This is a genomic window from Pseudocitrobacter sp. 73 (assembly GCF_008369545.1).
Taxonomy (GTDB): Bacteria; Pseudomonadota; Gammaproteobacteria; order Enterobacterales; family Enterobacteriaceae; genus Pseudocitrobacter; species Pseudocitrobacter vendiensis.
The window spans coordinates 13,565-37,438 of record NZ_VTZO01000002.1 but is presented as its reverse complement, the minus strand read 5'-3'; the positions used below and the strand labels follow the sequence as shown (position 1 = coordinate 37,438).

24 protein-coding genes are annotated in these 23,874 nt (G+C 52.5%); 17 read left to right on the top strand and 7 right to left on the bottom strand.

Going from position 1 to position 23,874, the window contains the following annotated elements:
• Window positions 1-3 precede the first annotated feature (3 nt).
• Both nhaC and F0Q32_RS01730 read left to right on the top strand, forming a co-directional pair.
• Window positions 4-1,440: a Na+/H+ antiporter NhaC gene (nhaC, locus tag F0Q32_RS01735; RefSeq protein ID WP_149461712.1), complete on the top strand. Its 1,437-nt coding sequence runs from the start codon at window positions 4-6 to the stop codon at window positions 1,438-1,440.
• Between the two features lie 209 nt (window positions 1,441-1,649).
• Window positions 1,650-2,006, top strand: a complete 357-nt coding sequence (locus F0Q32_RS01730) for a hypothetical protein (protein WP_149461711.1) — start codon at window positions 1,650-1,652, stop codon at window positions 2,004-2,006.
• A 130-nt stretch (window positions 2,007-2,136) separates the two neighbouring features.
• Here the strand turns inward: F0Q32_RS01730 and F0Q32_RS01725 are convergent, their stop codons facing one another.
• The 4 genes from F0Q32_RS01725 to F0Q32_RS01710 form a co-directional block, all read right to left on the bottom strand.
• Window positions 2,137-3,240, bottom strand: coding sequence for a fimbrial protein (locus tag F0Q32_RS01725; RefSeq protein WP_149461710.1), 1,104 nt, complete (start codon window positions 3,238-3,240; stop codon window positions 2,137-2,139).
• A gap of 11 nt (window positions 3,241-3,251) precedes the next feature.
• On the bottom strand, window positions 3,252-5,771 hold the full coding sequence (locus F0Q32_RS01720; protein ID WP_149461709.1) for a fimbria/pilus outer membrane usher protein: 2,520 nt from the start codon (window positions 5,769-5,771) through the stop codon (window positions 3,252-3,254).
• On the bottom strand, window positions 5,771-6,433 hold the full coding sequence (locus F0Q32_RS01715) for a molecular chaperone (protein WP_149461708.1): 663 nt from the start codon (window positions 6,431-6,433) through the stop codon (window positions 5,771-5,773). The genes F0Q32_RS01720 and F0Q32_RS01715 overlap by 1 nt, the downstream gene beginning before the upstream one ends.
• A 73-nt stretch (window positions 6,434-6,506) precedes the next feature.
• On the bottom strand, window positions 6,507-7,091 hold the full coding sequence (locus F0Q32_RS01710) for a fimbrial protein (protein WP_149461707.1): 585 nt from the start codon (window positions 7,089-7,091) through the stop codon (window positions 6,507-6,509).
• Window positions 7,092-7,745: 654 nt separating this feature from the next.
• Between F0Q32_RS01710 and F0Q32_RS01705 the strand changes: the two genes are divergently transcribed.
• Together F0Q32_RS01705 and F0Q32_RS01700 are read left to right on the top strand one after the other, a co-directional pair.
• Window positions 7,746-8,267, top strand: coding sequence for a rhodanese family protein (locus F0Q32_RS01705; protein WP_149461706.1), 522 nt, complete (start codon window positions 7,746-7,748; stop codon window positions 8,265-8,267).
• Window positions 8,268-8,341: 74 nt separating this feature from the next.
• Window positions 8,342-8,521 carry a hypothetical protein gene (locus F0Q32_RS01700; RefSeq protein ID WP_149461705.1) on the top strand — a complete coding sequence of 60 codons (180 nt, stop codon included), beginning with the start codon at window positions 8,342-8,344 and terminating at the stop codon, window positions 8,519-8,521.
• 43 nt (window positions 8,522-8,564) lie between these two features.
• Here the strand turns inward: F0Q32_RS01700 and stpA are convergent, their stop codons facing one another.
• Window positions 8,565-8,966, bottom strand: coding sequence for a DNA-binding protein StpA (gene stpA / locus F0Q32_RS01695; RefSeq protein ID WP_149461704.1), 402 nt, complete (start codon window positions 8,964-8,966; stop codon window positions 8,565-8,567).
• A gap of 637 nt (window positions 8,967-9,603) precedes the next feature.
• Between stpA and alaE the strand changes: the two genes are divergently transcribed.
• The gene (alaE, locus tag F0Q32_RS01690) at window positions 9,604-10,053 is read left to right on the top strand and encodes an L-alanine exporter AlaE (RefSeq protein WP_149461703.1); all 450 of its coding nucleotides are present in this window, start codon (window positions 9,604-9,606) and stop codon (window positions 10,051-10,053) included.
• 32 nt (window positions 10,054-10,085) lie between these two features.
• Here the strand turns inward: alaE and F0Q32_RS01685 are convergent, their stop codons facing one another.
• Window positions 10,086-10,430 carry a DUF2002 family protein gene (locus tag F0Q32_RS01685; RefSeq protein ID WP_149461702.1) on the bottom strand — a complete coding sequence of 115 codons (345 nt, stop codon included), beginning with the start codon at window positions 10,428-10,430 and terminating at the stop codon, window positions 10,086-10,088.
• Window positions 10,431-10,593: 163 nt separating this feature from the next.
• Here F0Q32_RS01685 and F0Q32_RS01680 point away from each other — a divergent pair, with 163 nt between their 5' ends.
• Window positions 10,594-10,920, top strand: a complete 327-nt coding sequence (locus F0Q32_RS01680; protein ID WP_149461701.1) for a DUF883 family protein — start codon at window positions 10,594-10,596, stop codon at window positions 10,918-10,920.
• Window positions 10,921-11,023: 103 nt separating this feature from the next.
• Here the strand turns inward: F0Q32_RS01680 and F0Q32_RS01675 are convergent, their stop codons facing one another.
• Window positions 11,024-12,370, bottom strand: a complete 1,347-nt coding sequence (locus tag F0Q32_RS01675) for a PLP-dependent aminotransferase family protein (RefSeq protein ID WP_149461739.1) — start codon at window positions 12,368-12,370, stop codon at window positions 11,024-11,026.
• 90 nt (window positions 12,371-12,460) lie between these two features.
• On the opposite strand from F0Q32_RS01675, the gene F0Q32_RS01670 reads away from it, so the two are divergent.
• The 11 genes from F0Q32_RS01670 (at window position 12,461) to emrA (ending at window position 23,870) form a co-directional block, all read left to right on the top strand.
• Window positions 12,461-12,892, top strand: coding sequence for a carboxymuconolactone decarboxylase family protein (locus F0Q32_RS01670; protein WP_149461700.1), 432 nt, complete (start codon window positions 12,461-12,463; stop codon window positions 12,890-12,892).
• 182 nt (window positions 12,893-13,074) lie between these two features.
• Window positions 13,075-13,320: a glutaredoxin-like protein NrdH gene (nrdH, locus tag F0Q32_RS01665; protein WP_149461699.1), complete on the top strand. Its 246-nt coding sequence runs from the start codon at window positions 13,075-13,077 to the stop codon at window positions 13,318-13,320.
• Entirely contained in the window at window positions 13,317-13,727 is a 411-nt protein-coding gene (nrdI, locus tag F0Q32_RS01660) for a class Ib ribonucleoside-diphosphate reductase assembly flavoprotein NrdI (protein ID WP_149461698.1), read from the top strand. The genes nrdH and nrdI overlap by 4 nt, the downstream gene beginning before the upstream one ends.
• A complete protein-coding gene (gene nrdE / locus F0Q32_RS01655) occupies window positions 13,700-15,844 on the top strand; it encodes a class 1b ribonucleoside-diphosphate reductase subunit alpha (RefSeq protein WP_149461697.1) in 2,145 nt (714 codons plus the stop codon). The genes nrdI and nrdE overlap by 28 nt, the downstream gene beginning before the upstream one ends.
• Window positions 15,845-15,854: 10 nt before the next feature.
• Window positions 15,855-16,817 (top strand): class 1b ribonucleoside-diphosphate reductase subunit beta, encoded by a 963-nt coding sequence (gene nrdF / locus F0Q32_RS01650; RefSeq protein ID WP_149461696.1) that lies wholly within the window; start codon window positions 15,855-15,857, stop codon window positions 16,815-16,817.
• Between the two features lie 354 nt (window positions 16,818-17,171).
• Entirely contained in the window at window positions 17,172-18,374 is a 1,203-nt protein-coding gene (gene proV, locus F0Q32_RS01645) for a glycine betaine/L-proline ABC transporter ATP-binding protein ProV (protein ID WP_149461695.1), read from the top strand.
• Complete coding sequence (gene proW, locus F0Q32_RS01640; protein ID WP_149461694.1) at window positions 18,367-19,425, top strand: glycine betaine/L-proline ABC transporter permease ProW; 1,059 nt, start codon at window positions 18,367-18,369, stop codon at window positions 19,423-19,425. Before proV ends, proW begins: the two co-directional genes overlap by 8 nt.
• A 69-nt stretch (window positions 19,426-19,494) precedes the next feature.
• A complete protein-coding gene (proX, locus tag F0Q32_RS01635; protein WP_149461693.1) occupies window positions 19,495-20,490 on the top strand; it encodes a glycine betaine/L-proline ABC transporter substrate-binding protein ProX in 996 nt (331 codons plus the stop codon).
• Between the two features lie 221 nt (window positions 20,491-20,711).
• On the top strand, window positions 20,712-21,893 hold the full coding sequence (locus tag F0Q32_RS01630) for an MFS transporter (protein ID WP_149461692.1): 1,182 nt from the start codon (window positions 20,712-20,714) through the stop codon (window positions 21,891-21,893).
• Between the two features lie 144 nt (window positions 21,894-22,037).
• Window positions 22,038-22,568: a transcriptional repressor MprA gene (mprA, locus tag F0Q32_RS01625; RefSeq protein ID WP_015963311.1), complete on the top strand. Its 531-nt coding sequence runs from the start codon at window positions 22,038-22,040 to the stop codon at window positions 22,566-22,568.
• A gap of 129 nt (window positions 22,569-22,697) precedes the next feature.
• On the top strand, window positions 22,698-23,870 hold the full coding sequence (gene emrA, locus F0Q32_RS01615) for a multidrug efflux MFS transporter periplasmic adaptor subunit EmrA (protein ID WP_149461690.1): 1,173 nt from the start codon (window positions 22,698-22,700) through the stop codon (window positions 23,868-23,870).
• The last annotated feature ends 4 nt before the right edge of the window (window positions 23,871-23,874 follow it).

The window sequence follows — 23,874 nt, the reverse complement described above, 5'->3', positions numbered from 1 at the left end:
GCAATGACTGCACAACAAGAGCCTTCGTTTGCCTCAGCACTCTCGCTGCTGGCGGTGATATTCCTCATCTTCGCCGTTGGGATTGGCCTGCTGAATTATCCGGTCGAGTTCACGCTTATCTGCATTACGCTTGTCACCAGCTTCTACGCCCGCTACTACGGCGGGAGCTGGAACGCGGTAATGGGCGTGTTCATCGGCAAAATCAAAGATGCGGTGCCCGCGATTTTACTGCTGCTGTCTATCGGGATGCTGATTGGCTGCTGGATGGTTTCCGGCACCATTCCGCAGATGGTTTATTATGGCCTGGCAGTGATAAACCCGGCGTATCTCTACCTGACCGCGTTTCTGGTCACCGTCTGTATCTCGACTTTTACCGGTACGTCATGGGGCACGGCGGGTACCATCGGCGTTGCGTTAATGGCGGTGGCATCGGCGATGGATGTTTCCCTGGCGATTACCGCCGGGGCGGTGATTTCTGGTGCCTATTTTGGCGACAAACTTTCACCGCTCTCCGATACCACTAATATGGCGGCCATTGCCGCGGGTGCGGATCTCTATCAGAGCATCCGCAATATGCTCTATACCTCTCTGCCTGCGTTTGTTATTGCCTGCATTGGCTTTTATCTGCTGGGCAATCATCTTAATAGCGGGTCCGACGCGCAAATGGCCGCCATCGGTTTGATGAAAACCTCGCTATCGTCGCTGTTCTGGCTAAACCCGATACTGCTGGCACCTGCATTGTTGGTGTTTGTCGGGGCGATCAAAAAGTGGGATTCAGTGATCGTTCTGATCGCCTCTGCCTTCTCAGGCATTTTGCTGGCGATTATCTGTCAGTCAGTCCATATGGCGGATATCGTGGGCGCGGCAATTAACGGCTTCAAATCGGAAATGCTACCGGGGTTGCAGGGGCTGGCGATGGATGAGGCCACGGCGAAGAATATCAACGTGCTGCTTAATCGTGGCGGGATGTATTCGATGGTCGGGCCGATTATCGTGATGCTGTGCGCGTTTATTTTCGCGTCGGCGTTAGATGTTTCCGGCGCGCTGGCGGTGATTCTGAGAAGCCTGGTGAAAAAGCTCAATACCATCACGCGCACCATTCTGGCGACGATGTTCACCAGCTCACTGCTGGTCGCCTGTACCGGGAACGCGGTGATTAGCTTTTTCCTTGTCAAAAGCATGTATGACCCGTGCTTTCGCGAGAAAAAGCTTCACATGGTGAATATGTCTCGCGCGATGGAATCTGGGGCGACCTTGCTGGAAGGCCTGTTCCCCTGGACCATCTCCGGCATGTTTATGGCCAAAACACTCGGCGTCGCGACGCTCGATTACGCGCCATTTGTTCTGTTTAATCTCTCCTGCCTGGGGATGGCGGTTATCTACGCCATCCTTCCGCGCTGGACAAACTTCGGTACGCGCTATGTAAGCGAAAATAATTAGAAATACCTTATTGATGAGGGGGAGAATCCCCCCTCATCAACCACCGAATGAAAGGTATCTACTGACTTCTTTTCCAGTTATTTTCCACTATCAAAATCACTCAATGCAGAACATCCTGATCCAAATACAGTTTTTTCCTAATGCATCTGCCGCTTCGCTCTGCCATGCTGAATACATCGCATACAGCCATAACGATAGATGAGGATATTATGAAAAAAACAATGATCGCATTATCTGCCCTGCTGCTGGCTTCTCCTGTTTTTGCTGCCACCACCCACGCAACGGACGATACCGTTGCCGCGGCGCATGAGAATGCGAATACCGCTAAAGAAAAGCTGCATCAGGCGCAGCATGAAGGCGAAGAGCTGAAGCTGAAATCCAAACATGCTGCTGAAGGTAAAGCAGAAAGCACCGGGAGCAAAGTGAGCGAAGGCTCGCAGAAAGCCTGGAATAAAACCAAAGAGGGTACTGAAAAAGGCTGGAACGCCACCAAAGAAGGTACCGAGAAAGGTTGGAATAAAACCAAAGAAGGTGCTGAGTCGCTGAAAAATAAAGTGACTGAGTAATTTCTCAGAGTGATAAAAAGGCCGCTTCGCGGCCTTTTTGCTTTGGTGCTTATGCCGGATGCGCTGCGCTTATCCGGCCTACAGGTTATTTGCAATGTGTTGAACTTGCGGTATTTTGCTGGCTAACAACTCAATTATACACCAGCGCAAACGTCACAATACTGTTCGCTTCCCCTGCCGTTACGCTGCCTTCCGTCTGAACATACTGCGCCGAAAAATTCACGTTCTCCGCATTACCCGCATTTGCCGCCGTCACATGCTTCAGAATAGGCAGGTTAGACGCTTCATTAATTTTTACCGACGTGCCTGCTGAAGGTGCAGAGGCATCATTGTTGCCATAAGTCAGCTTAACGCCCACGCCCGTTGCCGCATCGCCGCTTTTCGTCAGCGCCAGCGTATCCGGGGAATCGCTGGCGGCAAGAACGCCGAAGAAGCCCACTCTGACATCGCTTGGCGCCGAACAATAAACCGGAATATCAAAGGAACGGGCGGAGCCTGCCGTCAGCCCTTTGCCCTTAAATTCGGCGCGATTCACAGATCCCAGGTTTACCTGAATGCTGGAGGCGCTGACCTGACAACTGCCGCTGGCGCCGATATCAACATTAAGCGCCGCCAGGTCAATCGACACCGGATTGCTTTTCACACTGGTCGCGCTGTCGGTACGATCCTCAATATAGAGTTCACCTAAATGCGGCTGAGATTCCACGTTGGTGTGGTTGCCGCCGCTCATCGTCACCTCACCGGTTTTATAGAAAGTGATATACATTTTGACGATGGGCTCGCGCTCACTAAGAAGGTCCGGCAGTTCATCACTGTCACATACCGTCACCGACTCACCGCCCACCGGAGCCGTGCTGTCGCCGATATAGCGAATCGGCCCACCATTGCACTGAAATCCTGCCGAGTAGCTCACGCCATCCAGTTTTGAGGCAAACACGTGATGCCCGTTGATCACTGTCCCGGAACCGGTGGTGTCCTTTTGTTGGTAAACAATGCGTTTCCAGTTCGCCAGTGGTGTTTGCAAATCACAGGAAAAGTGAATCCCGTTGCCGTTATCCGCCATCTGGTTGGCCATTTGCGTGTTCACGGGCAGCGTGGGTAAGTAGGTCAAATTCTGCGTATTCAGCGTCATCTGCCCGACGCTCGCCATGCAGGTTTCCGCATGCGAAGCGTGGCTATAAAAACCCGCAATCAGCAGGAAAAAGAAAAACAGCGCGCCGTCACGATGTCGCATATCGCTCTCTCTTATAAGCAAAGGCCAGTGACTATTTTCACCGGATTTTGCTGTGGGTTACTGGAAATATGGAAGTGAAGCGTGCAGTGGTGCGAGATGTTATCGGTTTCCCATTGAGCCACCAGCGTACCTTCTTCGGGCACGCCGCTCAGATACACCTGCCCCTGTTCAGCGACAATACCGCTGGCAGGCGTCGCGTCGTCATCGCTGTTTTTACGTATCTGCGCGCTGGCACCGAAGGGCAATGGCCCGTGGTTATCATGGAGAGTAAACAGAACGCGATTACCGATGTGCGTTTGATAATTCGCCATCACTACCGCACCGCCGCCGGGGATCACCGTCTGCCCCTGAAGATCGACGTCGGTGTCATCTTTGAGCGACTCGGTGTCGAGAGTAATGTAGTTTTTGCGATATGGCGTTAAGGTCGGCACCACTGCGTAGCCGCGCCAGTCCGTATGCACGTTTGTCCCATTCTGGATGGCCACGTCCGAGGCTCCCGGTGCGCGAACAATTGCGAAGCTATCGCCCGTACTCTGCCCAAGCGTAATCCCGTGAGGATGGGCGACAATCGAGCCCGATGCGCCCCATGTTAGCTGGTTACTCTGCTTATCATGGCGATAACCAAGCTGAGTGCTGCCATAACCCCCACGATAATCAAGCGCAACGCTGCTGTTCGCGCCCTGGCCGTTGTTGCCGTAGCCCTGCTGGACGGTGTAGTAGAGATTTTGATTATCCGGCACCGAGCCGTACAACGAAACCTGCTGCGAGGTATAACCATTGTTATCTGACGTGGTGTTATAGCTCACCGAGCTGTTTGGTAACCACTGGCCGAGCGGGATCGTGACGTTAAATGACAATGAACGATCCGATTTATTCTCTGCGGAAGATTTGGTGTAGTAGTAGCCCACCCCCCACGACACGCCCTGCCAGGTGTTGTAAAACCCGAAATGGACCGTCTCATCGTGACGCCCGGTGCGCCAGTATCGTTGCGAATAGGCGGATGCCGTCAGGCTGGTGCTGCCGCCAAGGGGTTGCGAAATCGAAATCTCTTCGCGACTACGTTTGTTATCCACCAGGCCGTTTTCACTCTCCAGCGCATTGGCTTCACTGAAGTCATAAAACCCGCTGGATGAGTAGCGATAGCTGGCAAGGTTAAAAGTTGTACCGGTCAGATTCACATCTTTTTGGTACTGCACACGGACAGAGTGACCTGAATAGCGCTTACCGGAAGGCGTACGCGTATCGGCCCACGTGACATCCGCCCCCAGCGAGCCAAAATCGCCAAACCCGTGCCCCACGCCGCCCGCCCAGGATTGATAATCTTGCGCCAACTGGCTGCCGCCGTAGAGCGTAAAACTCGCCGGTAACCCGTAAAACAGCGTTGACTGAATAAACTGCGGGGAACGATTACCGTCCAGGCCTGAATGATAGTGGCCTGCGCTGACGCTGTATTTCAGCCGCCCCTCGCGCAGCATAAAGGGGATCGCGGAATAGGGCTGGGTAAACTTGCGCTCGGAACCGTCGCTCTCTTTTACCGTGACCTCCAGATCGCCGCTTTGCGCAGTCGGATAGAGATCTTTCAGAGCAAATGCCCCCGGCGCGACATAGGTTTCATAAATCACATAACCATGCTGCGAGACGGTGACTTTGGCATTGCTGTGGGCCATCCCGCGGATCACCGGCGCAAAGCCGCGCATGCTGTCCGGCAGCATCTCGTCATCAGAAGAGAGCTGCGCCCCTCGAAACTGCACGCTATCGAAAACGTCGCCTGAGGTATAAGTATCCCCCACGCGCAGCAGGCTTTTTAAAGACTTCACGTCGCGCTGCAAATAGGTGCTTTGTGAACGCCAGTGGCTGGTTTTGTCGTACTGCATCGACGAGACGTTGCGCAGCCGCCACGCGCCAATGTTCATGCCGCTGCGTAAGCTTAAATAGTTTGAGTTATGCTCGCCGTCGCGATATCGCGATTGCGCGCCGGTGAGATTGTAATTTACAAAGGCGGCCGGTACGCCATCATCCCAGCGCGCCGGGTCAACATAGCCACGGCTTTGCAGGTTCATTGCCGCCTGCGGAATACTGAGATTCAGCCGCTGTTCGCTAAAATCGAAAGTACTGCTGGCATCAGGAATATAGCGGCTAATCCGGGCAAATGTTTCGCCATCATGCAGCTGATTAAAAGCAGAAAAAGCGCTGACGTTGACACCAAACTCCGCCAATTGCGCCGCCGTCAACTGGGGTTGCAGAGTGCCATTGTCCTCGACAAAGGTCACATTCCCCTGCCCGACCTGCTGGTTGTTCACCCAGATAGCCACCGGGTACGTACCGGGTTGCTGGCCGTCATGCTTTTCAAAATAGTGGAGATCGGCGGTTTTCTGCTGCGGATCGGTCACCTCCAGCGCAGCCGGGTCGAAATAGTCGTCGGCCAGCGCCAGACGATGATGGCACAGCAGAAACAGTGCGGTTGGCACCGTTGCCAGCAGCAGTACCGTGCCCGTCGGCTTATGCGAATGGCTACGTGGGAACTGGCGCATTACTGCTGCGCAACGTCAGTGATGCCGCCGAAATCATTAATTGCACGCCATTTCACCGTCCCCGAGCCACTCATCGGCCAGGTTAACGATGACATTGGCGCAACCATTCCCGGTTCATCAACCTCTTTTCCGGCAACGGATACAGAAAATAAAGACACAAAATAGGGCGTAGGGTTATTTACCACTAACTGATTACCCGCCGTGTGAAATTGCAGCTGCTGCCATGCTTTAGCCGGGTCACCCGCCAAATTATCTGGGCGATAAAAAATCTTAAATTTAGATTTAATGTTTACCTGTAACTTATTCACATCCCCTTTCTGGGATGGCGAAATAGTCTTCACATTCAACCAGAATACGGACTCCCGATCGTGCGGCAACTCCATACCGGTAAAGCTGATGCGCAGCATATTTCTTTTTTCAGGATCAAGGCGGAACAGCGGCGGCGTAACAATAAAGGGCACCGGGCGTTTGTCATTTTCGTTAAAATTCTCAGCCCAGGATTGCACCAGATACGGCGTGTGGGTATCAGCATTCGTCACCGAAATAGAGGCCTCACGCTTCCCTTCCTCATATATTACGCGGGTTCCCCCCACGACCACGCCCGCCTTAGCAGCAGTAACCAATAAGAATGAGAGAGCAACGCCTGCGATAATACGTTTCATAAATAGCAATCATTTGTCAGGGGAAACGAGAAAGGGATGAATGAGCAGGAGAAATCCCCTGCTCAGATTCGACTTAGTTGTAAATCATTTCGAAGTTGGTCACGCCGTCAGCGTTACCTGCCGTGACTTTATCGGCGGTGGCGCGATAATCGGCATAGAACAACAGATCGGCGGTACCGGCCTCGCCATTCTCACCTGCATCAATTGGATATTTTTGGGAAATCGTCCCCAGTTTAACCTGCGTGGTTTCATCCGCTTCAATCAGCTTAATGCCGACGCCAGTGGCATCACCGTCAATCGCCAGCAGATCGGCTTCATTGGCATCATGCGTACCGTCGAACAACACAGCAACTTTGCTTACTGAAGACGGGCAATCTTTCACATTGATATGGAAAGGCGTTTTGGTGGTTTCCGTACCGGTTGCTTTAAAGTAGCTGCTTGCCCACTTGCCCAAATCGACCACCTGATTGGTACTATTGGTATCGATATCGCACGCGGCGTCAGTAATTTCCCCGGTAAATTTCACCTGGCCGCCAGCGCCCTGAGCACCATCAGCGGCGGGCACGGTAGTGGTCATGTCGTTGGCAATAGCGGAAAGCGTGGTACCTGATGCCAGAGCTGCGATAACCACGGCCATAATACGGAACTGCGATTTCATTGTTATTTCTCTCTTCTTTGACGGCTATCCAATGCGATATATGCAGGGCAAAAAAATGCCAGGCGATATCGCCAGTTCTTCCGTGTTGAAGTTTATCGTCGTTCCATCGGTAGGATATTATGCACAGTCTTTATCTCAGTGTTCTCAACCGAAAAATATCGACTTTAGTGAGTGTCAGACCCGATGAACATATTAGGTCTGCGAATAAATAATATCGGCAATAGCACGAATTGCAACAACAAATTATGTGACTTATGCGTTGCGGAATTTAAACATTTCCAGGTTAATCGTTAAATAAGAATGATATGTTGGACCGAGGATATCAATGAATGCATTATAAATTACAATATATGTCATTATGATTAACACAGTAGTTAATAAGCGCTGATAGTTAACATAAAATTGATCTTTAGAGTGAATAATATTCATCCACAAGCTTTCAATATTTACATTAAGTAAGAATATTCCTATTAGGGATATTAACCATAGCCATCACGTGGCTAAACCATGATCTTACTAAGCGTTAAAATTCGAACCATGATTATTTTACTATTTTTATTAATCATTAATGCCGAATAGTGCACAGTTCTCATACTCGTTATTTACCTGCATATACATTAAGATAGGAACAACCCTGCACAAGGTACCAGGATAATGACAACAGAGATGATTTCCCCCCAGTTGGCGCTAACGCAACTTCAAGAAGGCGCAAAGCTGGTTGATATCCGCGACGCAGATGAATTTGCCCGCGAGCATATTGCCCAGGCTCAACTGTTCCCGTTAAGCGCCATTGAGCAGGGTTCGACGCTGCCTGTGAACACCAATGACGTGGTTATTTTTCATTGCCAGTCCGGAAACCGCACCCGCAACAATCTCACCCGGCTGGTTGCCGCCGCTGCGCCCGCTAAGGTAATGGTGCTGGAAGGTGGCATTCAGGCATGGAAAGCCGCCGGGCTGGAAACAATCGAAGATAAAAAGCAGCCATTACCGCTTATGCGGCAGGTACAAATTGCGGCCGGTGGATTAATTCTTCTGGGCTGCGTTTTGGGTTACACGGTTTCAGAGGCATTCTTCCTGCTGAGCGCCTTTGTCGGTGCCGGTCTCACCTTCGCGGGTATCAGCGGATTTTGTGGCATGGCCAGGCTGTTGGCCGTCATGCCGTGGAATCGTCGTTAAGGATGCTGCATTTACTATTTCGTTACACCAGCTTAATCTTAGATAACGTTAACAAATAGAGCAGGAGTATTGCGATGTATTCACCAGGTGATTTTGTACAACCGAAAATGGGTGGGCCAAAACTTAAAGTTGTGGAAACGCACAACGATCATATTGTTGCTGTACAGGCAAGTAATGAGCAGGGAGAGAAATACACCCTGAAGCTGGAAGAGGTTACGCCATATACCGAAGAAGGCGATTTCGGCGTTTGCTGATAAATTGTGCGGTGAGACACTTCTCACCGCTTTATTTGGGCACTTAGATCAGAAAATCATCCAGTGATTTACCGTTAGCCAGCGCCTGCGCGATAGGTTTTGGCGTACGGCCCTGGCCAGTCCAGGTTTTTACTTCACCGTTGAAATCGGTAAAGCGATATTTTGCCGGACGCGATGCGCGTTTTTTCGGCGCACCGGCGATAGCGGCTTTCATATCCGCCAGCTCTTCCGGCGAAATACCATCAGCCTGCATTAACTCGAGCCAGGTATTAATTTTTTCTTGCTGCTCAGCGCGTTGCTGTATCGCTAACTGCTCTTCATTTCTCTTTTCTTCAGTGACGATCCTGACTTTTTCCAGCATTTCTTCAAGAACGTCAATGGAGAAATCTCGCGCCATTGCACGCAAAGAACGGATGTTATTCAATTTTTGTAACATAACAGACATAGGGCTATAAAATTCCTTATTCAAAACAAAATACATTACTACAGCGGCTAATTATATTGTATTTACGAATATATTACCACCGCCGAAATATTAATGAATATATCCTCACGGTGTTTCGATATTATATTTAAATACAGCCCGCAGATACTAAATTAATATTCCCGCAACCGATGCGCATTTGCCGGATGTTGCAACGTCTTGTTAACAAAACAACAGGATGAATAATAACCCATACTAAGTGCATAACTACAGAATAATGACATCAGAACTAACTGCTGCAAAACACCGTTAACTGACATAAAAAACACCAAAAATGACAAATATCACACTTATAAACCGTATCCCAAGCTTACTGGCCTCAATAGCACATCTCAGTTATCTGCAACACAGTGCACATAAACACATAACTTATTGATTTTAAAACAATAAAAACAACACATAACTAAAAATAATGCTAACAGTTAAAATCACCCATCGACAGAGTATTTTATTGACAAAAAGCGTTTAAATAAAAATATTTCACTAGTTGTTAGTTTCAACCCAGACAGATAATCTATACGCAGCAACAAAGGCAACCCAAAACGCCTTTAGAACCCCCTTCATTGACGGTTTTCGTTACTTTTCGAGGAGCATACCGATGTTCTCTGCGCAGTCACGCCTGCGTCACGCAGCAGCAGACACTTTCGCCATGGTGGTCTACTGTTCCGTCGTGAACATGATGATTGAAATTTTTCTCTCCGGAATGACCTTTGAGCAGTCGCTTTCTTCTCGTCTGTTAGCGGTACCGGTAAACATTATTATTGCATGGCCGTACGGTATTTATCGTGATGCGATTATGCGCCTGGCACGTCGCATTAGCCCGGCAGGCTGGGTGAAAAACCTCGCGGATACGCTGGCGTATGTTACGTTTCAGTCGCCAGTGTATGTGATTATTCTGCTGACTATCGGCGCAGACTGGCATCAGATTGCCGCCGCCGTAAGCTCGAATATTGTGGTTTCAATGGTGATGGGCGCGGTATACGGTTATTTTCTCGATTTCTGTCGCCGACTTTTCCGTGTCAGCCAGTACAGTCAGGCAAAGGCATAATGCACTGCGACTGGCCAATGCCAGTCGCTCGCTTAATGAAACTCGCCAAATAAACCGTTCAAATAACGCTCCAGCGCAATACGCGAACTGAAGCCATGCGGAATACCGTAATGTTGCTGTTCATCCCCGCCTAAATAGAGGGGAAATTGCTGATAGTGATCGCAGGTTTTGATTTCAGAAGCCGGTTCTGCTAACGAATTACTACGCTCTTTTAACGCCGGATGGATAATCAACGCCGTGCGTCCCATCCGCGCTTCACGATTCACGTAAACATAATTCTCGCCACGGCGATAGCCGTAAGCTTTTTGGGTTACCACATCCACAGTGAAGCCCACTTTTTCAAGAACGCGCGCCACCTCATCAGGTCGTAAATACATTATTTTTTCCTCGTCATCTCTTACTGCATCGCCACCTTACAGTAATCAGCATTAACCCCGCCTTCAGAAAAATCCACAAACGCGTCGATTCGCTGTGATTCGCTCCAAAGGATAAAAATTTTGCCTACACTTAATTCCGTCCCCACATAAAAAGGAGAAGCACATGCCTAATCGATTTGGCCGCAATGAGGTTGTTGATGAGACTCAGGATATCCAGGATCAAGTTAATCAGTTAGCTGATAGCCTTGAGGATGTACTAAAAAGCTGGGGTAGCGATGCAAAAGGTGAGGCTGACGCCGCACGTCGTAAAGCACAGGCGCTGTTGAAAGAGTCCCGCGCCAGACTGCATGGCCGCAGCCGTTCCCAGCAGGCCGCCTGCGATTACCTGAACTGCGCCAGTACCTACGTCCGTGAGAAGCCCTGGCAGAGCTTAGGCGCGGTTGCCGCCGTTGGGATATTTGTTGGCGCATTATTAAGTTTGCGTCGATAATTGAAGTGAAACAGTGAAGATAATAAATGCGCCGTATCGGGAAAATTTAAGATCAGTTTCTGAACGGCTACGCGTCTGCACCCCGGCGTTTACGCCGGGGTTTTTATTTTAAAGCCCGCTTCAACGCCAAAACCTGCTCGTTTGCCATCGCCTGCGACGTAATATTGGTAAAGCTCATGATGAGCCCTGGCACTCCGCTTCCGTTAATCCGCCAGTCATTCACCGCCTGCACAGCCAGCCCGGCATCGCGCGCGCGCCGCGCCCATGACCTATCGTCACCGGAAATCATCACCACCAGTTGAATGCCCCCTTGCTGCGCCACCACGTCACAACCGTGTGCCTGTAACGCCTCCTCCAGCCAGCGCCGCCGCTCGGCGTAATGCACGCGCATCCTCTTCAGATGCCGCCAGAAGTGACCTTCATGGATAAAATCCGCCAACGTTTGCTGCCACAACAGCGGTACCGGGCAGGCGATTTTTTGTACCTGGCGACGAAACTGCGCCACCAGCGGCACAGGAATCACCAGCCAGGCGGTGCGCAGCGCCGGAAACATCGCCTTGCTGAAGGTACCGGCGTAAATGACGCGCTGCGGCGCATCCAGGCTTTTAAGCGGCGGGAGCGGCTTACCCTGATAGCGAAACTCACTGTCGTAATCGTCTTCAATAATCCACGCCTGCTGGCGCATTGCCCAGTCCAGAAGCTGGCGGCGACGCGGCAGAGAGAGCGCCACACCCAGCGGGCTTTGATGTGCCGGGGTGAGCAATGCAAAGCGGGCTTCAGGTGCATTAGTGAGTGCCCACTCCACTTCCATCCCTTCACTATCCACCGGAATCGGGTGCATGTTCACCCCTTCTTGCGTAATCACCGGACGAATTAACGGGAAACCGGGATCTTCCACCCACATTCCCTGCCCGCGTCCATCAAGCGCACGTAATATCAGACTCATCGACGCTGCATAACCAGAAGTGATGAACACCTGTTCTGGCTGACACTCAATACTGCGCGACAGTCGCAGATACTCGACAATCGCCTGACGTAGCGCCATCTCGCCACATACATCACCCAGCGCAAGGTCAAAACGCGTCTGAGTTCGCAACCGCCGCCCCATCACTTTCGCCCATAATGCCCGGGGGAAGAGATCCAACGCAGGCAGCCCAAGCTGAAAAGGTTGCGGATGCGGCTCCTCGCCGCCAAACCAGGTTGGCTCTGCCACCGCCGGTTTGAGCGTGAGATGTTCACTGACAAACGTCCCGGCCTGGCCGCGCCGTTCAAGCCATCCCTGCGCCACCAGCTCGCCGTAGGCATTTTCTACCGTCACGCGTGACACGCCCAGCTCCTGCGCATAAACCCGGCTGGACGGTAGCCGTCTGCCTGCCGTTAACTTGCCTTCCTCTATTGCGGTTTTCAACTGCCTGGCAATCTGCCGATAACGTGGGCCATCGCTTTGCATCATGGTCTGCTTTTTTACTCATAATATGGCTATCTGATGCAGACCATTATAGTGCTACTTTTATGCATATCGATAATGAGGAGAGACAATATGACCCTGCTGCGCCAACCCTATAACGAATTAAGCCCTGACGTGTACAAAGGTATGGTTCAGGCAAGCCTTGCCCTGGAAAAGAGTTCGCTGGATCGCACCCTGCTGGAACTCGTCTACCTGCGCGTTTCACAGATTAACGGCTGCGCCTTCTGCCTGGAGATGCACAGTAAAGCGCTGCGCAAAGCGGGTGTGGATCAGACCAAACTGGACGCACTGGCTGGCTGGAAAGTGAGTAATCACTTCACTGAAGCGGAAGCCGCTGCACTGGCCTGGGCAGAAGATGTGACGCACATCGCCGAGCATCATGCGGAAGATAGCGTCTATCAACCCCTGCTGGCGCACTTTAGCGCCGAGCAAATCAGCGACCTGACCTTCGCCATCAGCCTGATGAACGCCTTTAACCGTCTGGCCATCGCTATGCGTATGTAATTTTTACGCAAACATCCCCGGCCCCCGCCGCATTTCGCGCTGGGGGCTTTTTTTGTTCAAACATCTATATATTGTATGGTTGAAGTTTTCAAAAACTACATCTAGTATTCCTTTCAGGTAACCACTCCCGGACCGACGCTCTTAACTGCGCCCTATTGTCATTTTAAATGGAAATACGAATCATGCGCATTACTATTTACACTCGTAATAACTGCATCCAGTGCCACGCCACCAAACGGGCAATGGAAAGACACGGTTTTGATTTCGAGATGGTCAATCTCGACCAGCATCCTGAGATGGCCGATACCCTTCGTGAACAGGGCTTTCGCCAGCTTCCGGTGGTGATCGCGGGGGAAACCCGCTGGTCCGGCTTCCGCCCGGATATGATTAATCGCCTGCGCCCCGATGCCATTGCCGCTCACGCATGAGCCGTCTCGTCTACTTCTCCAGCAGCTCTGAGAACACACACCGCTTTATGGTGCGCCTCGGGCTGCCTGCGATACGTATTCCGCTAAATGAGCGGGAGCGTATCCAGGTCGAGGAACCGTACATTCTGGTCGTCCCCAGCTATGGCGGCGGCGGTACGGCAGGAGCGGTTCCGCGTCAGGTGATCCGCTTCCTGAACGACCCGCAAAACCGGGCGTTAATCCGTGGCGTGATTGCAGCGGGAAACCGAAACTTTGGCGACGCCTATGGCCGCGCGGGCGCGGTGATCGCAGAAAAATGCCACGTTCCCTGGCTCTACCGCTTTGAGCTGATGGGCACGCAACACGATATTGATACAGTGCGAAAAGGAGTGAGCGAATTTTGGCAACGACAACCGCAGAACGTGTAACCCAGGCCATGCCCGACTATCATGCGCTTAACGCGATGCTGAATCTTTACGACCGGAACGGGCAGATTCAGTTTGAAAAAGACAGTGAGGCCGTAGATGCCTTTATGACCGCTCATGTTCAGCCGAACAGCGTCACGTTTAATGATGCAGAGGCGCGCCTGCGCTGGTTGGTCGCGGAAGGCTACTACGATGACGCTGTGCTTAAATGTTATCCCCCCGCGTTCGTCACTGCGCTGATTAAACACGCGCATGCCAGCGGTTTTCGTTTCCAGACCTTCCTCGGCGCATGGAAGTTTTACACCAGCTACGCGCTGAAGACCTTCGACGGCAAACGCTATCTGGAACACTTCGCCGACCGCGTTTGTATGGTGGCGCTAACCCTCGCCCAGGGCGACGAAGCCCTGGCCTGCCAGCTTACCGATGAGATGCTTTCCGGTCGTTTCCAGCCCGCGACGCCGACCTTCCTCAACTGTGGTAAACAGCAGCGCGGCGAGCTGGTTTCCTGCTTTCTGCTACGTATAGAAGACAATATGGAGTCTATCGGTCGTGCGGTGAACTCAGCGCTTCAGCTCTCAAAACGCGGCGGTGGCGTGGCCTTTCTATTGTCGAATCTGCGTGAATCCGGTGCGCCGATTAAGCGCATTGAAAATCAGTCTTCCGGCGTGATTCCGGTAATGAAGATGCTGGAGGATGCCTTTTCCTACGCCAACCAGCTCGGCGCGCGTCAGGGCGCGGGGGCCGTGTATTTACACGCGCATCACCCGGACATTTTGCGTTTCCTTGATACTAAGCGGGAAAATGCCGACGAGAAAATTCGCATCAAAACGCTCTCGCTTGGCGTGGTGATCCCCGATATCACCTTCCAGTTAGCAAAAGAGAATGCCGACATGGCGCTCTTCTCGCCCTATGATGTCGAACGTCTGTACGGCAAACCGTTTGGCGATATCGCCATCAGCGAAAGGTATGCCGAGCTGGAAGCGGACACCCGCGTGCGCAAAAAATATATTAATGCGCGTGATTTCTTCCAGACGCTGGCCGAGATCCAGTTTGAATCCGGTTATCCGTACATCATGTACGAAGATACGGTGAACCGCGCGAACCCGATTGCCGGTCGCATCAACATGAGCAACCTGTGCTCGGAGATTTTGCAGGTTAACAGCGCTTCAACCTACGATGAGAATCTCGATTATGCCGCCACCGGACATGATATCTCCTGTAATCTCGGCTCGCTGAACATCGCGCACACCATGGATTCGCCCAACTTTGGCCTGACCATCGCCACCGCAATACGCGGGCTGACGGCGGTATCCGATATGAGTCATATCCGTTCAGTGCCATCGATTGAAGCAGGTAACGCCGCCTCACACGCCATCGGGCTTGGGCAGATGAATCTGCACGGTTATCTGGCGCGGGAAGGCATCGCCTACGGTAGCCCGGAAGCGCTGGAATTTACCAACCTCTACTTCTACACCGTCACCTGGCATGCCCTGCATACGTCAATGCTGCTGGCGCGCGAGCGCGGGCAACGCTTCGCCGGGTTTGAGCAATCACGCTATGCCAGCGGCGAGTACTTTACGCAATATCTGGAAGGTGACTGGCAACCAAAACACGACCGTGTTCGCGCCCTCTTCCAGCGCTCAGGCATTACCTTACCGAGCCACGAAAACTGGCGACAACTGCGCGAAGCGGTGATGTGCTACGGCATCTATAACCAGAATTTACAGGCGGTCCCGCCGACGGGATCGATTTCCTATATCAACCACGCCACGTCAAGCATTCACCCGATAGTTTCGAAGGTGGAGATTCGCAAAGAGGGGAAAACCGGGCGCGTGTACTACCCCGCACCGTTTATGAATAACGATAATCTGGCGCTTTATCAGGATGCCTATGAGATTGGCCCACAAGCGATTATCGACACCTACGCAGAAGCGACGCGTCATGTCGATCAGGGGCTGTCATTGACGCTGTTCTTCCCCGATACCGCCACCACGCGCGATATCAATAAAGCGCAAATATACGCCTGGAAGAAAGGCATCAAAACCCTCTACTACATTCGCCTGCGCCAGCTTGCGCTGGAAGGCACCGAAATTGAAGGCTGCGTGTCCTGCGCGCTGTAAGGAGAAAAGGATGAACCGTTTATCGCACGTCAGCGCCGTCAACTGGAATAAAATTCAGGACGATAAAGATCTGGAGGTGTGGAATCGCCTGACCAGCAACTTCTGGCTACCGGAAAAAGTCCCGCTATCCAATGATATCCCTGCCTGGCAGGGCCTTACGCCCGCCCAGCAGCAGCTTACTATTCGCGTGTTCACCGGTCTGACGCTGCTGGATACGATTCAGAATACGGTAGGCGCGCCATCGCTGATGCCTGATTCGCTAACGCCACACGAAGAAGCGGTGATGTCGAATATCAGTTTTATGGAAGCGGTGCACGCCCGCTCCTACAGTTCGATTTTCTCCACGCTGTGTCAGACAAAAGATGTCGATGCCGCCTATGCGTGGAGCGAAGAAAACGCGCCGTTGCAGAAAAAAGCGCACCTGATGCTGGAACGTTATCAGGCCGATGAACCGCTGAAGAAGAAAATTGCCAGCGTATTTCTGGAGTCGTTCCTCTTCTATTCTGGCTTCTGGTTGCCTATGTACTGGTCGAGCCGGGGCAAGCTCACCAATACCGCCGATCTTATCCGCCTGATTATTCGTGATGAAGCCGTCCACGGTTACTATATTGGCTATAAGTATCAGAAAGGGCTGGAGAAAGTAAGCGAAGCAGAGCGTGAAGCGCTGAAAGATTTTGCCTTCGATTTGCTGATGGATCTCTATGACAATGAACTGGCCTACACCGAAGCGCTTTATGCTGACAGTGGTTGGATCGACGAGGTAAAAGCGTTTCTCTGCTACAACGCCAATAAGGCACTGATGAATCTGGGCTACGAAGCGTTATTCCCGGCAGAAATGGCCGAAGTGAACCCGGCAATCCTCGCGGCACTCTCCCCTAACGCCGATGAAAACCACGACTTTTTCTCCGGCTCAGGTTCCTCTTATGTGATGGGAAAAGCCGTCGAAACCACCGACGACGATTGGAATTTCTAATAACGTTTTCCGGCAAAAATAGCCCTCACTTTTTGCCGGATTATTTCCATAATAACACAATTAATCACACAAATATTCTTAGAGCTACTACACTGTTATTTGTCTCTTCATTTCACCTGAATTTATCGCTTTCAGGTGAAATTTACGGTGGAAGAACGTAAAAATATCAGAAAAATTCGAATTGCCCTCAGCCCTTATATCATGGGAAGCCCCGGCAATTCGCCCTTCAAATTTCGGCAAGCAGAATCCTCCCAAGGGTTGTCACAGAATCTCAGTATGTTAGGGTATACCCGTGTAATTATTTCCATCAGGAATCATATTGATATAAATAAATAACGGGAATTCTATTATTGCATGGCAATTAAATTAGAAGTGAAGAATCTTTATAAAGTATTTGGCGAGCATCCACAGCGCGCATTCAAATACATTGAAAAAGGCCTCAGCAAAGAACATATTCTGGAGAAAACAGGATTATCGCTTGGCGTTAAAGACGCCAGTCTGGCCATTGAAGAAGGCGAGATATTTGTCATCATGGGATTATCCGGTTCCGGTAAATCAACCATGGTACGCCTTCTCAATCGCCTGATTGAACCAACCCGCGGGCAGGTGCTGATTGACGGCGTAGATATCGCCAAAATCTCTGATGCCGAGCTTCGCGAGGTGCGCAGAAAGAAAATTGCGATGGTCTTTCAGTCGTTCGCTCTGATGCCCCATATGACCGTGGTCGACAACGCCGCCTTCGGCATGGAGCTGGCGGGCGTTCCAACCGCTGAACGTCAGGAGAAAGCCCTGGACGCGCTGCGTCAGGTCGGGCTGGAAAATTATGCCCACTCTTACCCGGACGAGCTCTCTGGCGGTATGCGTCAACGTGTTGGTTTAGCCCGTGCGCTGGCCATCAACCCCGATATCTTATTAATGGATGAAGCCTTCTCGGCACTCGACCCATTAATTCGAACGGAAATGCAGGACGAACTGGTAAAATTACAGGCCAAACATCAGCGCACCATCGTCTTTATTTCCCACGATCTCGACGAAGCCATGCGAATTGGCGATCGCATTGCCATTATGCAAAATGGTGAAGTGGTACAGGTTGGCACACCGGATGAAATTCTCAATAATCCGGCGAATGATTATGTGCGCACCTTCTTCCGTGGCGTCGATATCAGCCAGGTGTTTAGCGCGAAAGATATTGCCCGTCGAAGCCCGGCAGGCATTATCCGAAAAACACCCGGATTCGGCCCGCGATCTGCCCTGAAATTATTGCAGGATGATGACCGTGAATATGGTTATGTCATCGAACGCGGGAATAAGTTTGTTGGGATTGTCTCCATTGATACGCTGAAAGCTGCCCTGAGTGCAGGCCAGGGAATTGAAAGCGCCTTGTTGGATCCGCCATTAGTGGTTGACGCAGAAACACCGCTCAGCGAATTGCTCTCTCACGTCGGCCAGGCACCGTGCGCGGTCCCGGTTGTTGGGGAAGAACAGCAGTACGTTGGCGTTATTTCTAAACGCATGCTTCTTCAGGCTTTAGATCGCGAGGTGACAAACAATGGCTGATCAATCCAATCCGTGGGATACCGCACCGGCGGCCGATAACGCCGCACAATCCGCCGACGCCTGGGGCAGCGCGCCTGCCGATGGCGGTGGCGGCGCAGACTGGCTGACCAGCGCCCCCGCGCCGCAGCCAGAGCATTTCAATATCATGGACCCTTTCCATAAGACGCTGATCCCGCTGGATAGCTGGGTGACGCAAGGGATCGACTGGGTTGTTCTGCATTTCCGCCCGGTATTCCAGGGGATCCGCGTACCGATCGATTACATCCTCAGTGCTTTTCAACAGTTGCTGTTGGGGATGCCGGCGCCGGTGGCAATTATCGTTTTCGCCCTGATTGCCTGGCAGATGTCGAGCCTGAGCATGGGTGTCGCCACACTGGTGTCGCTGATTGCCATTGGCGCAATTGGTGCCTGGTCGCAGGCGATGATTACCCTCGCGCTGGTTCTGACCGCACTGCTGTTCTGTATCATCATCGGGCTACCGTTGGGGATATGGCTGGCGCGCAGTCCACGGGCGTCAAAAATTATTCGCCCGCTGCTGGATGCCATGCAGACCACGCCAGCGTTCGTTTACCTGGTGCCCATCGTGATGCTGTTCGGTATCGGTAACGTACCGGGCGTGGTGGTCACCATTATCTTTGCCCTGCCGCCGATTGTGCGTCTGACCATTTTGGGGATTAACCAGGTGCCAGCGGATCTGATTGAAGCTTCGCGCTCATTCGGTGCCAGCCCGCGTCAAATGCTGTTCAAAGTACAGCTCCCTCTGGCGATGCCGACCATTATGGCAGGGGTGAACCAGACGCTGATGCTGGCGCTCTCTATGGTGGTTATCGCCTCGATGATTGCGGTTGGCGGCCTGGGGCAGATGGTTCTGCGCGGTATTGGCCGTCTTGATATGGGCCTTGCAACCGTGGGTGGCGTCGGGATCGTTATTCTGGCAATCATCCTCGACCGCCTGACGCAAGCCGTTGGCCGCGATTCCCGCAGCCGTGGCAACCGCCGCTGGTACACCACGGGTCCTCTGGGTCTGCTGACCCGTCCTTTCAGCAAGTAATCCTGTTTTCACCCGGCGCATCGCGCGCCGGGCTCTGCAAACCATACTCATCATAAAAAAGGAACAACGATGCGACATAGCGTAATGTTAGCCACAGCCTTCGCCACCCTTGTTTCCACCAGCACCTTTGCGGCGGATTTACCGGGCAAAGGCGTTACCGTACAGCCCATTCAGAGCACCATTACGGAAGAAACCTTCCAGACCCTGCTGGTCAGCCGCGCGCTGGAAAAGCTGGGCTATACCGTCAACAAGCCCGATGAAGTTGACTACAACGTTGCTTACACCTCACTGGCATCTGGCGATTCCACCTTTACCGCCGTCAACTGGCAGCCGCTGCATGACGATATGTATGCCGCAGCCGGGGGCGATAAGAAATTCTACCGTGAAGGTGTCTTCGTGAACGGTGCGGCTCAGGGTTATCTGATCGACAAGAAAACCGCTGACCAGTATCACATCACCAATATTGAGCAGCTTAAAGATCCGAAAATCGCCAAACTGTTCGACAGCAATGGCGACGGCAAAGCCGATTTAACCGGCTGTAACCCAGGCTGGGGCTGTGAAGCGGCGATTAACCACCAACTGGACGCCTATGGCCTGACCAACACCGTCACCCACAACCAGGGTAACTATGCGGCGATGATGGCCGATACCATCACCCGTTATAAAGAAGGCAAACCGGTGCTTTATTACACCTGGACGCCGTACTGGGTGAGTGATGTGATGAAGCCAGGTAAAGATGTGGTATGGCTGCAGGTGCCGTTCTCATCCCTGCCAGGCGTGCAGAAAGACATCGATACCAAGCTGCCGAATGGCGCGAACTATGGCTTCCCGGTTAGCACCATGCACATTGTTGCCAACAAAGTCTGGGCCGAGAAAAATCCGGCGGCGGCGAAGCTGTTCTCTATCATGAAACTGCCAGTTGCTGACATTAACGCCCAGAACTCGATGATGCATGAAGGTAAAGCATCGGAAGGGGATATTCAGGGTCACGTTGATGGCTGGATCAAAGCGCACCAGGCGCAGTTTGATGGCTGGGTGAAAGAAGCGCTGGCGGCGCAGAAATAACCCCCTCACCCCTGCCCTCTCCCACAGGGAGAGGGAGAAAACCGGTGCAGGACGGGCAGATATGCACTCTCAGTCCCCTCTCCCTGTGGGAGAGGGTTAGGGTGAGGGGCCCCTCCCCACAGAAACCGCACGTCTCGCCACTATTCATTTCACTTAATTCCCCCTGCATCCGTTATTATTGGTAACATCAATAATAATCACCACAAAAATAATTTACCCCAATGACCAAAACCTCACACGGGCTGAGTCCCGCGCTGATTGCCCTGATGTCTGTCGCCACCGGGCTTGCCGTTGCCAGCAACTATTATGCACAACCGCTGCTCGAAGCCATTGCGCGTGCATTTTCCCTGAGTGCGAGCCAGGCTGGCTTTATCGTCACCGCAGCGCAGCTTGGCTATGCTGCCGGGTTGCTTTTCCTGGTGCCGCTGGGCGATATGTTTGAGCGTCGACGGCTGATTGTGGTGATGACGCTACTCGCCGCTGGCGGGATGCTGATCACCGCCAGCAGCACATCGTTGGGAATGATGATTCTGGGTACCGCGCTGACCGGCCTCTTTTCGGTGGTTGCGCAGCTGTTAGTGCCGATGGCGGCCACGCTCGCCGCACCGGAAAAACGTGGCAGAGTGGTCGGTACGGTGATGAGTGGCCTGCTGCTTGGGATCCTGCTGGCGCGCACCGTCGCCGGGCTGCTGGCAAGCCTTGGCGGCTGGCGCACCGTGTTCTGGGTTGCCAGCGTATTAATGGCGATTCTGGCGCTCGCGCTGTGGCGGGGTTTACCGAAGCTCAAACAGGAAAATCACCTGAGCTACCCGCGCATTCTTGGCTCAATCTACCATCTGTTTGCCCATAACAAACTGCTGCGCACCCGTGCGCTGCTGGGCTGCCTGACCTTCGCCAGCTTCAGCATTCTCTGGACGTCCATGGCATTCCTGCTCGCTGGCGCACCCTATCACTTCTCCGAAGGTACCATTGGTCTGTTTGGCTTAGTGGGTGCGGCTGGCGCGTTAGGCGCACGTCCGGTGGGTACACTTGCTGATAAAGGTAAAGCGCATCTTACCACCACGATAAGCCTGCTGGCGCTGCTGCTCTCCTGGCTGGCTATCTGGTACGGGCAGGTCTCCGTGGCGGCGCTCATCGTCGGTATTCTGGTACTCGATCTGATGGTTCAGGGTGTACATATCACTAACCAGACGGTGATTTATCGCGTGCATCCCGATGCGCGTAACCGTCTGACCGCGGGTTACATGACCTGCTATTTCATCGGCGGCGCGGCCGGGTCGCTGATTTCCGCTTCGGCCTGGCAACACGCAGGCTGGAACGGGGTTTGTCTGGTTGGCGCATGCATTACGCTGCTCAATCTGTTGGTGTGGTGGCGCGGCTACCGGCACCAACCGCAGGCGTAATTCCCTGCACGGCTTGCTCCGGGCTGGGGAACGGCCCGGCCTTCACTTTGATAGATTCGTCATATAAATTCGAATCAATAATTCATTTACTTTATTTGTCACCGTCGTTACTATATCGGCTGAAATTAATGAGGTTATGCCCAAATGGATAGTTCGTTTACGCCCATTGAACAAATGCTAAAATTTCGCGCCAGCCGCCATGAAGATTTTCCGTTTCAGGAAATTCTTCTGACCCGTCTTTGCATGCACATGCAGGGCAAGCTGCTGGATAACCGCAATAAAATGCTGAAAGCTCAGGGGATTAACGAGACATTGTTTATGGCGTTAATTACGCTGGAGTCTCAGGAAAATCACAGTATTCAGCCTTCTGAGCTGAGCTGCGCGCTGGGCTCGTCTCGTACCAATGCAACCCGTATCGCCGATGAGCTGGAAAAGCGCGGCTGGATCGAGCGTCGTGAAAGCGACAACGATCGTCGTTGCCTGCATTTGCAGTTAACCGATAAAGGTCATCAATTCCTGCGTGAGGTTTTGCCTCCGCAACATCATTGCTTACACCAACTCTGGTCTTCTTTAAGCGCGGCTGAAAAAGACCAGCTTGAGCATATCACCCGGAAACTTCTCACCCGTCTGGATCAGATGGATGAAGATGGCGTTGTCCTTGAGGCACTGCGCTAAGTCCGGATATCGCTCAATTATCCTGATTGATAACAGAAAACTGACAGGCCAGCAGATCTCCCTCTGCTGGCCTTTCTGATAAACAGGTCGGCTCAGCCGATGTGAAATAATAAGATCGTGGAGAATAACATGAGCGCAAATGCGGAGACTCAAACCCCGCAGCAACCGGCCAACAAAAAAGGCACGCGTAAACGTGCCCTGATGCTGTTGACCTTGCTCTTTGTCATTATTGCTGTGGCATATGGGATTTACTGGTTTTTAGTACTGCGTCATTTTGAAGAAACCGATGACGCGTACGTGGCAGGGAACCAGGTACAAATTATGGCGCAGGTGTCCGGCAGCGTGACGAAAGTCTGGGCCGATAACACCGACTTCGTGCAAAAAGGCGATGTGCTGGTCACGCTCGATCAGACCGATGCGCAGCAGGCCTTTGAAAAAGCGCAAACCGCGTTGGCCTCTACCGTACGTCAGATGCGTCAAACGATGATCAACAGCAAGCAATTGCAGGCGAGCATCGACGTGAAAAAAACCGCCCTGGCACAGGCGCAAACGGACTTAAATCGCCGTATTCCACTGGGCAGCGCCAACCTGATTGGCCGCGAAGAGCTGCAACACGCGCGTGATGCCGTTGCCAGCGCACAGGCGGAACTCGATGTCGCTATCCAGCAATATAATGCTAACCAGGCGATTATTCTGGGGACGAAGCTGGAAGACCAGCCGACCGTTAAACAAGCGGCAACCGAAGTACGTAACGCATGGCTGGCCCTGCAACGTACCAAAATTGTCAGCCCGATGACCGGTTACGTGTCACGTCGTGCCGTACAGCCTGGTGCGCAAATCAGCCCAACCACCGCGTTGATGGCGGTTGTTCCGGCGAACAATTTGTGGGTTGATGCGAACTTCAAAGAAACGCAGCTGGCACACATGCGCATTGGCCAGCCGGTCACCGTTATCTCTGATATTTACGGCGACGACGTGGAATACCATGGCAAAGTGGTCGGTCTCGATATGGGGACCGGTAGCGCCTTCTCGCTGCTGCCCGCGCAAAACGCCACCGGGAACTGGATCAAAGTGGTTCAGCGTCTGCCGGTTCGTGTTGAGCTGGATGAAAAACAGCTGGCGGAACATCCGCTGCGTATTGGCCTCTCCACGCTGGTGAAAGTGGATACGTCGAATCGTGACGGTCAGATCCTGGCAAGCCAGGTCCGCACCAGCCCGGCTTACGAAAGTAACGCACGCGAAATCAGTCTCGATCCGGTCAACAAGCTGATCAACGACATCGTGCAGGCCAACGCCAACTGATCCC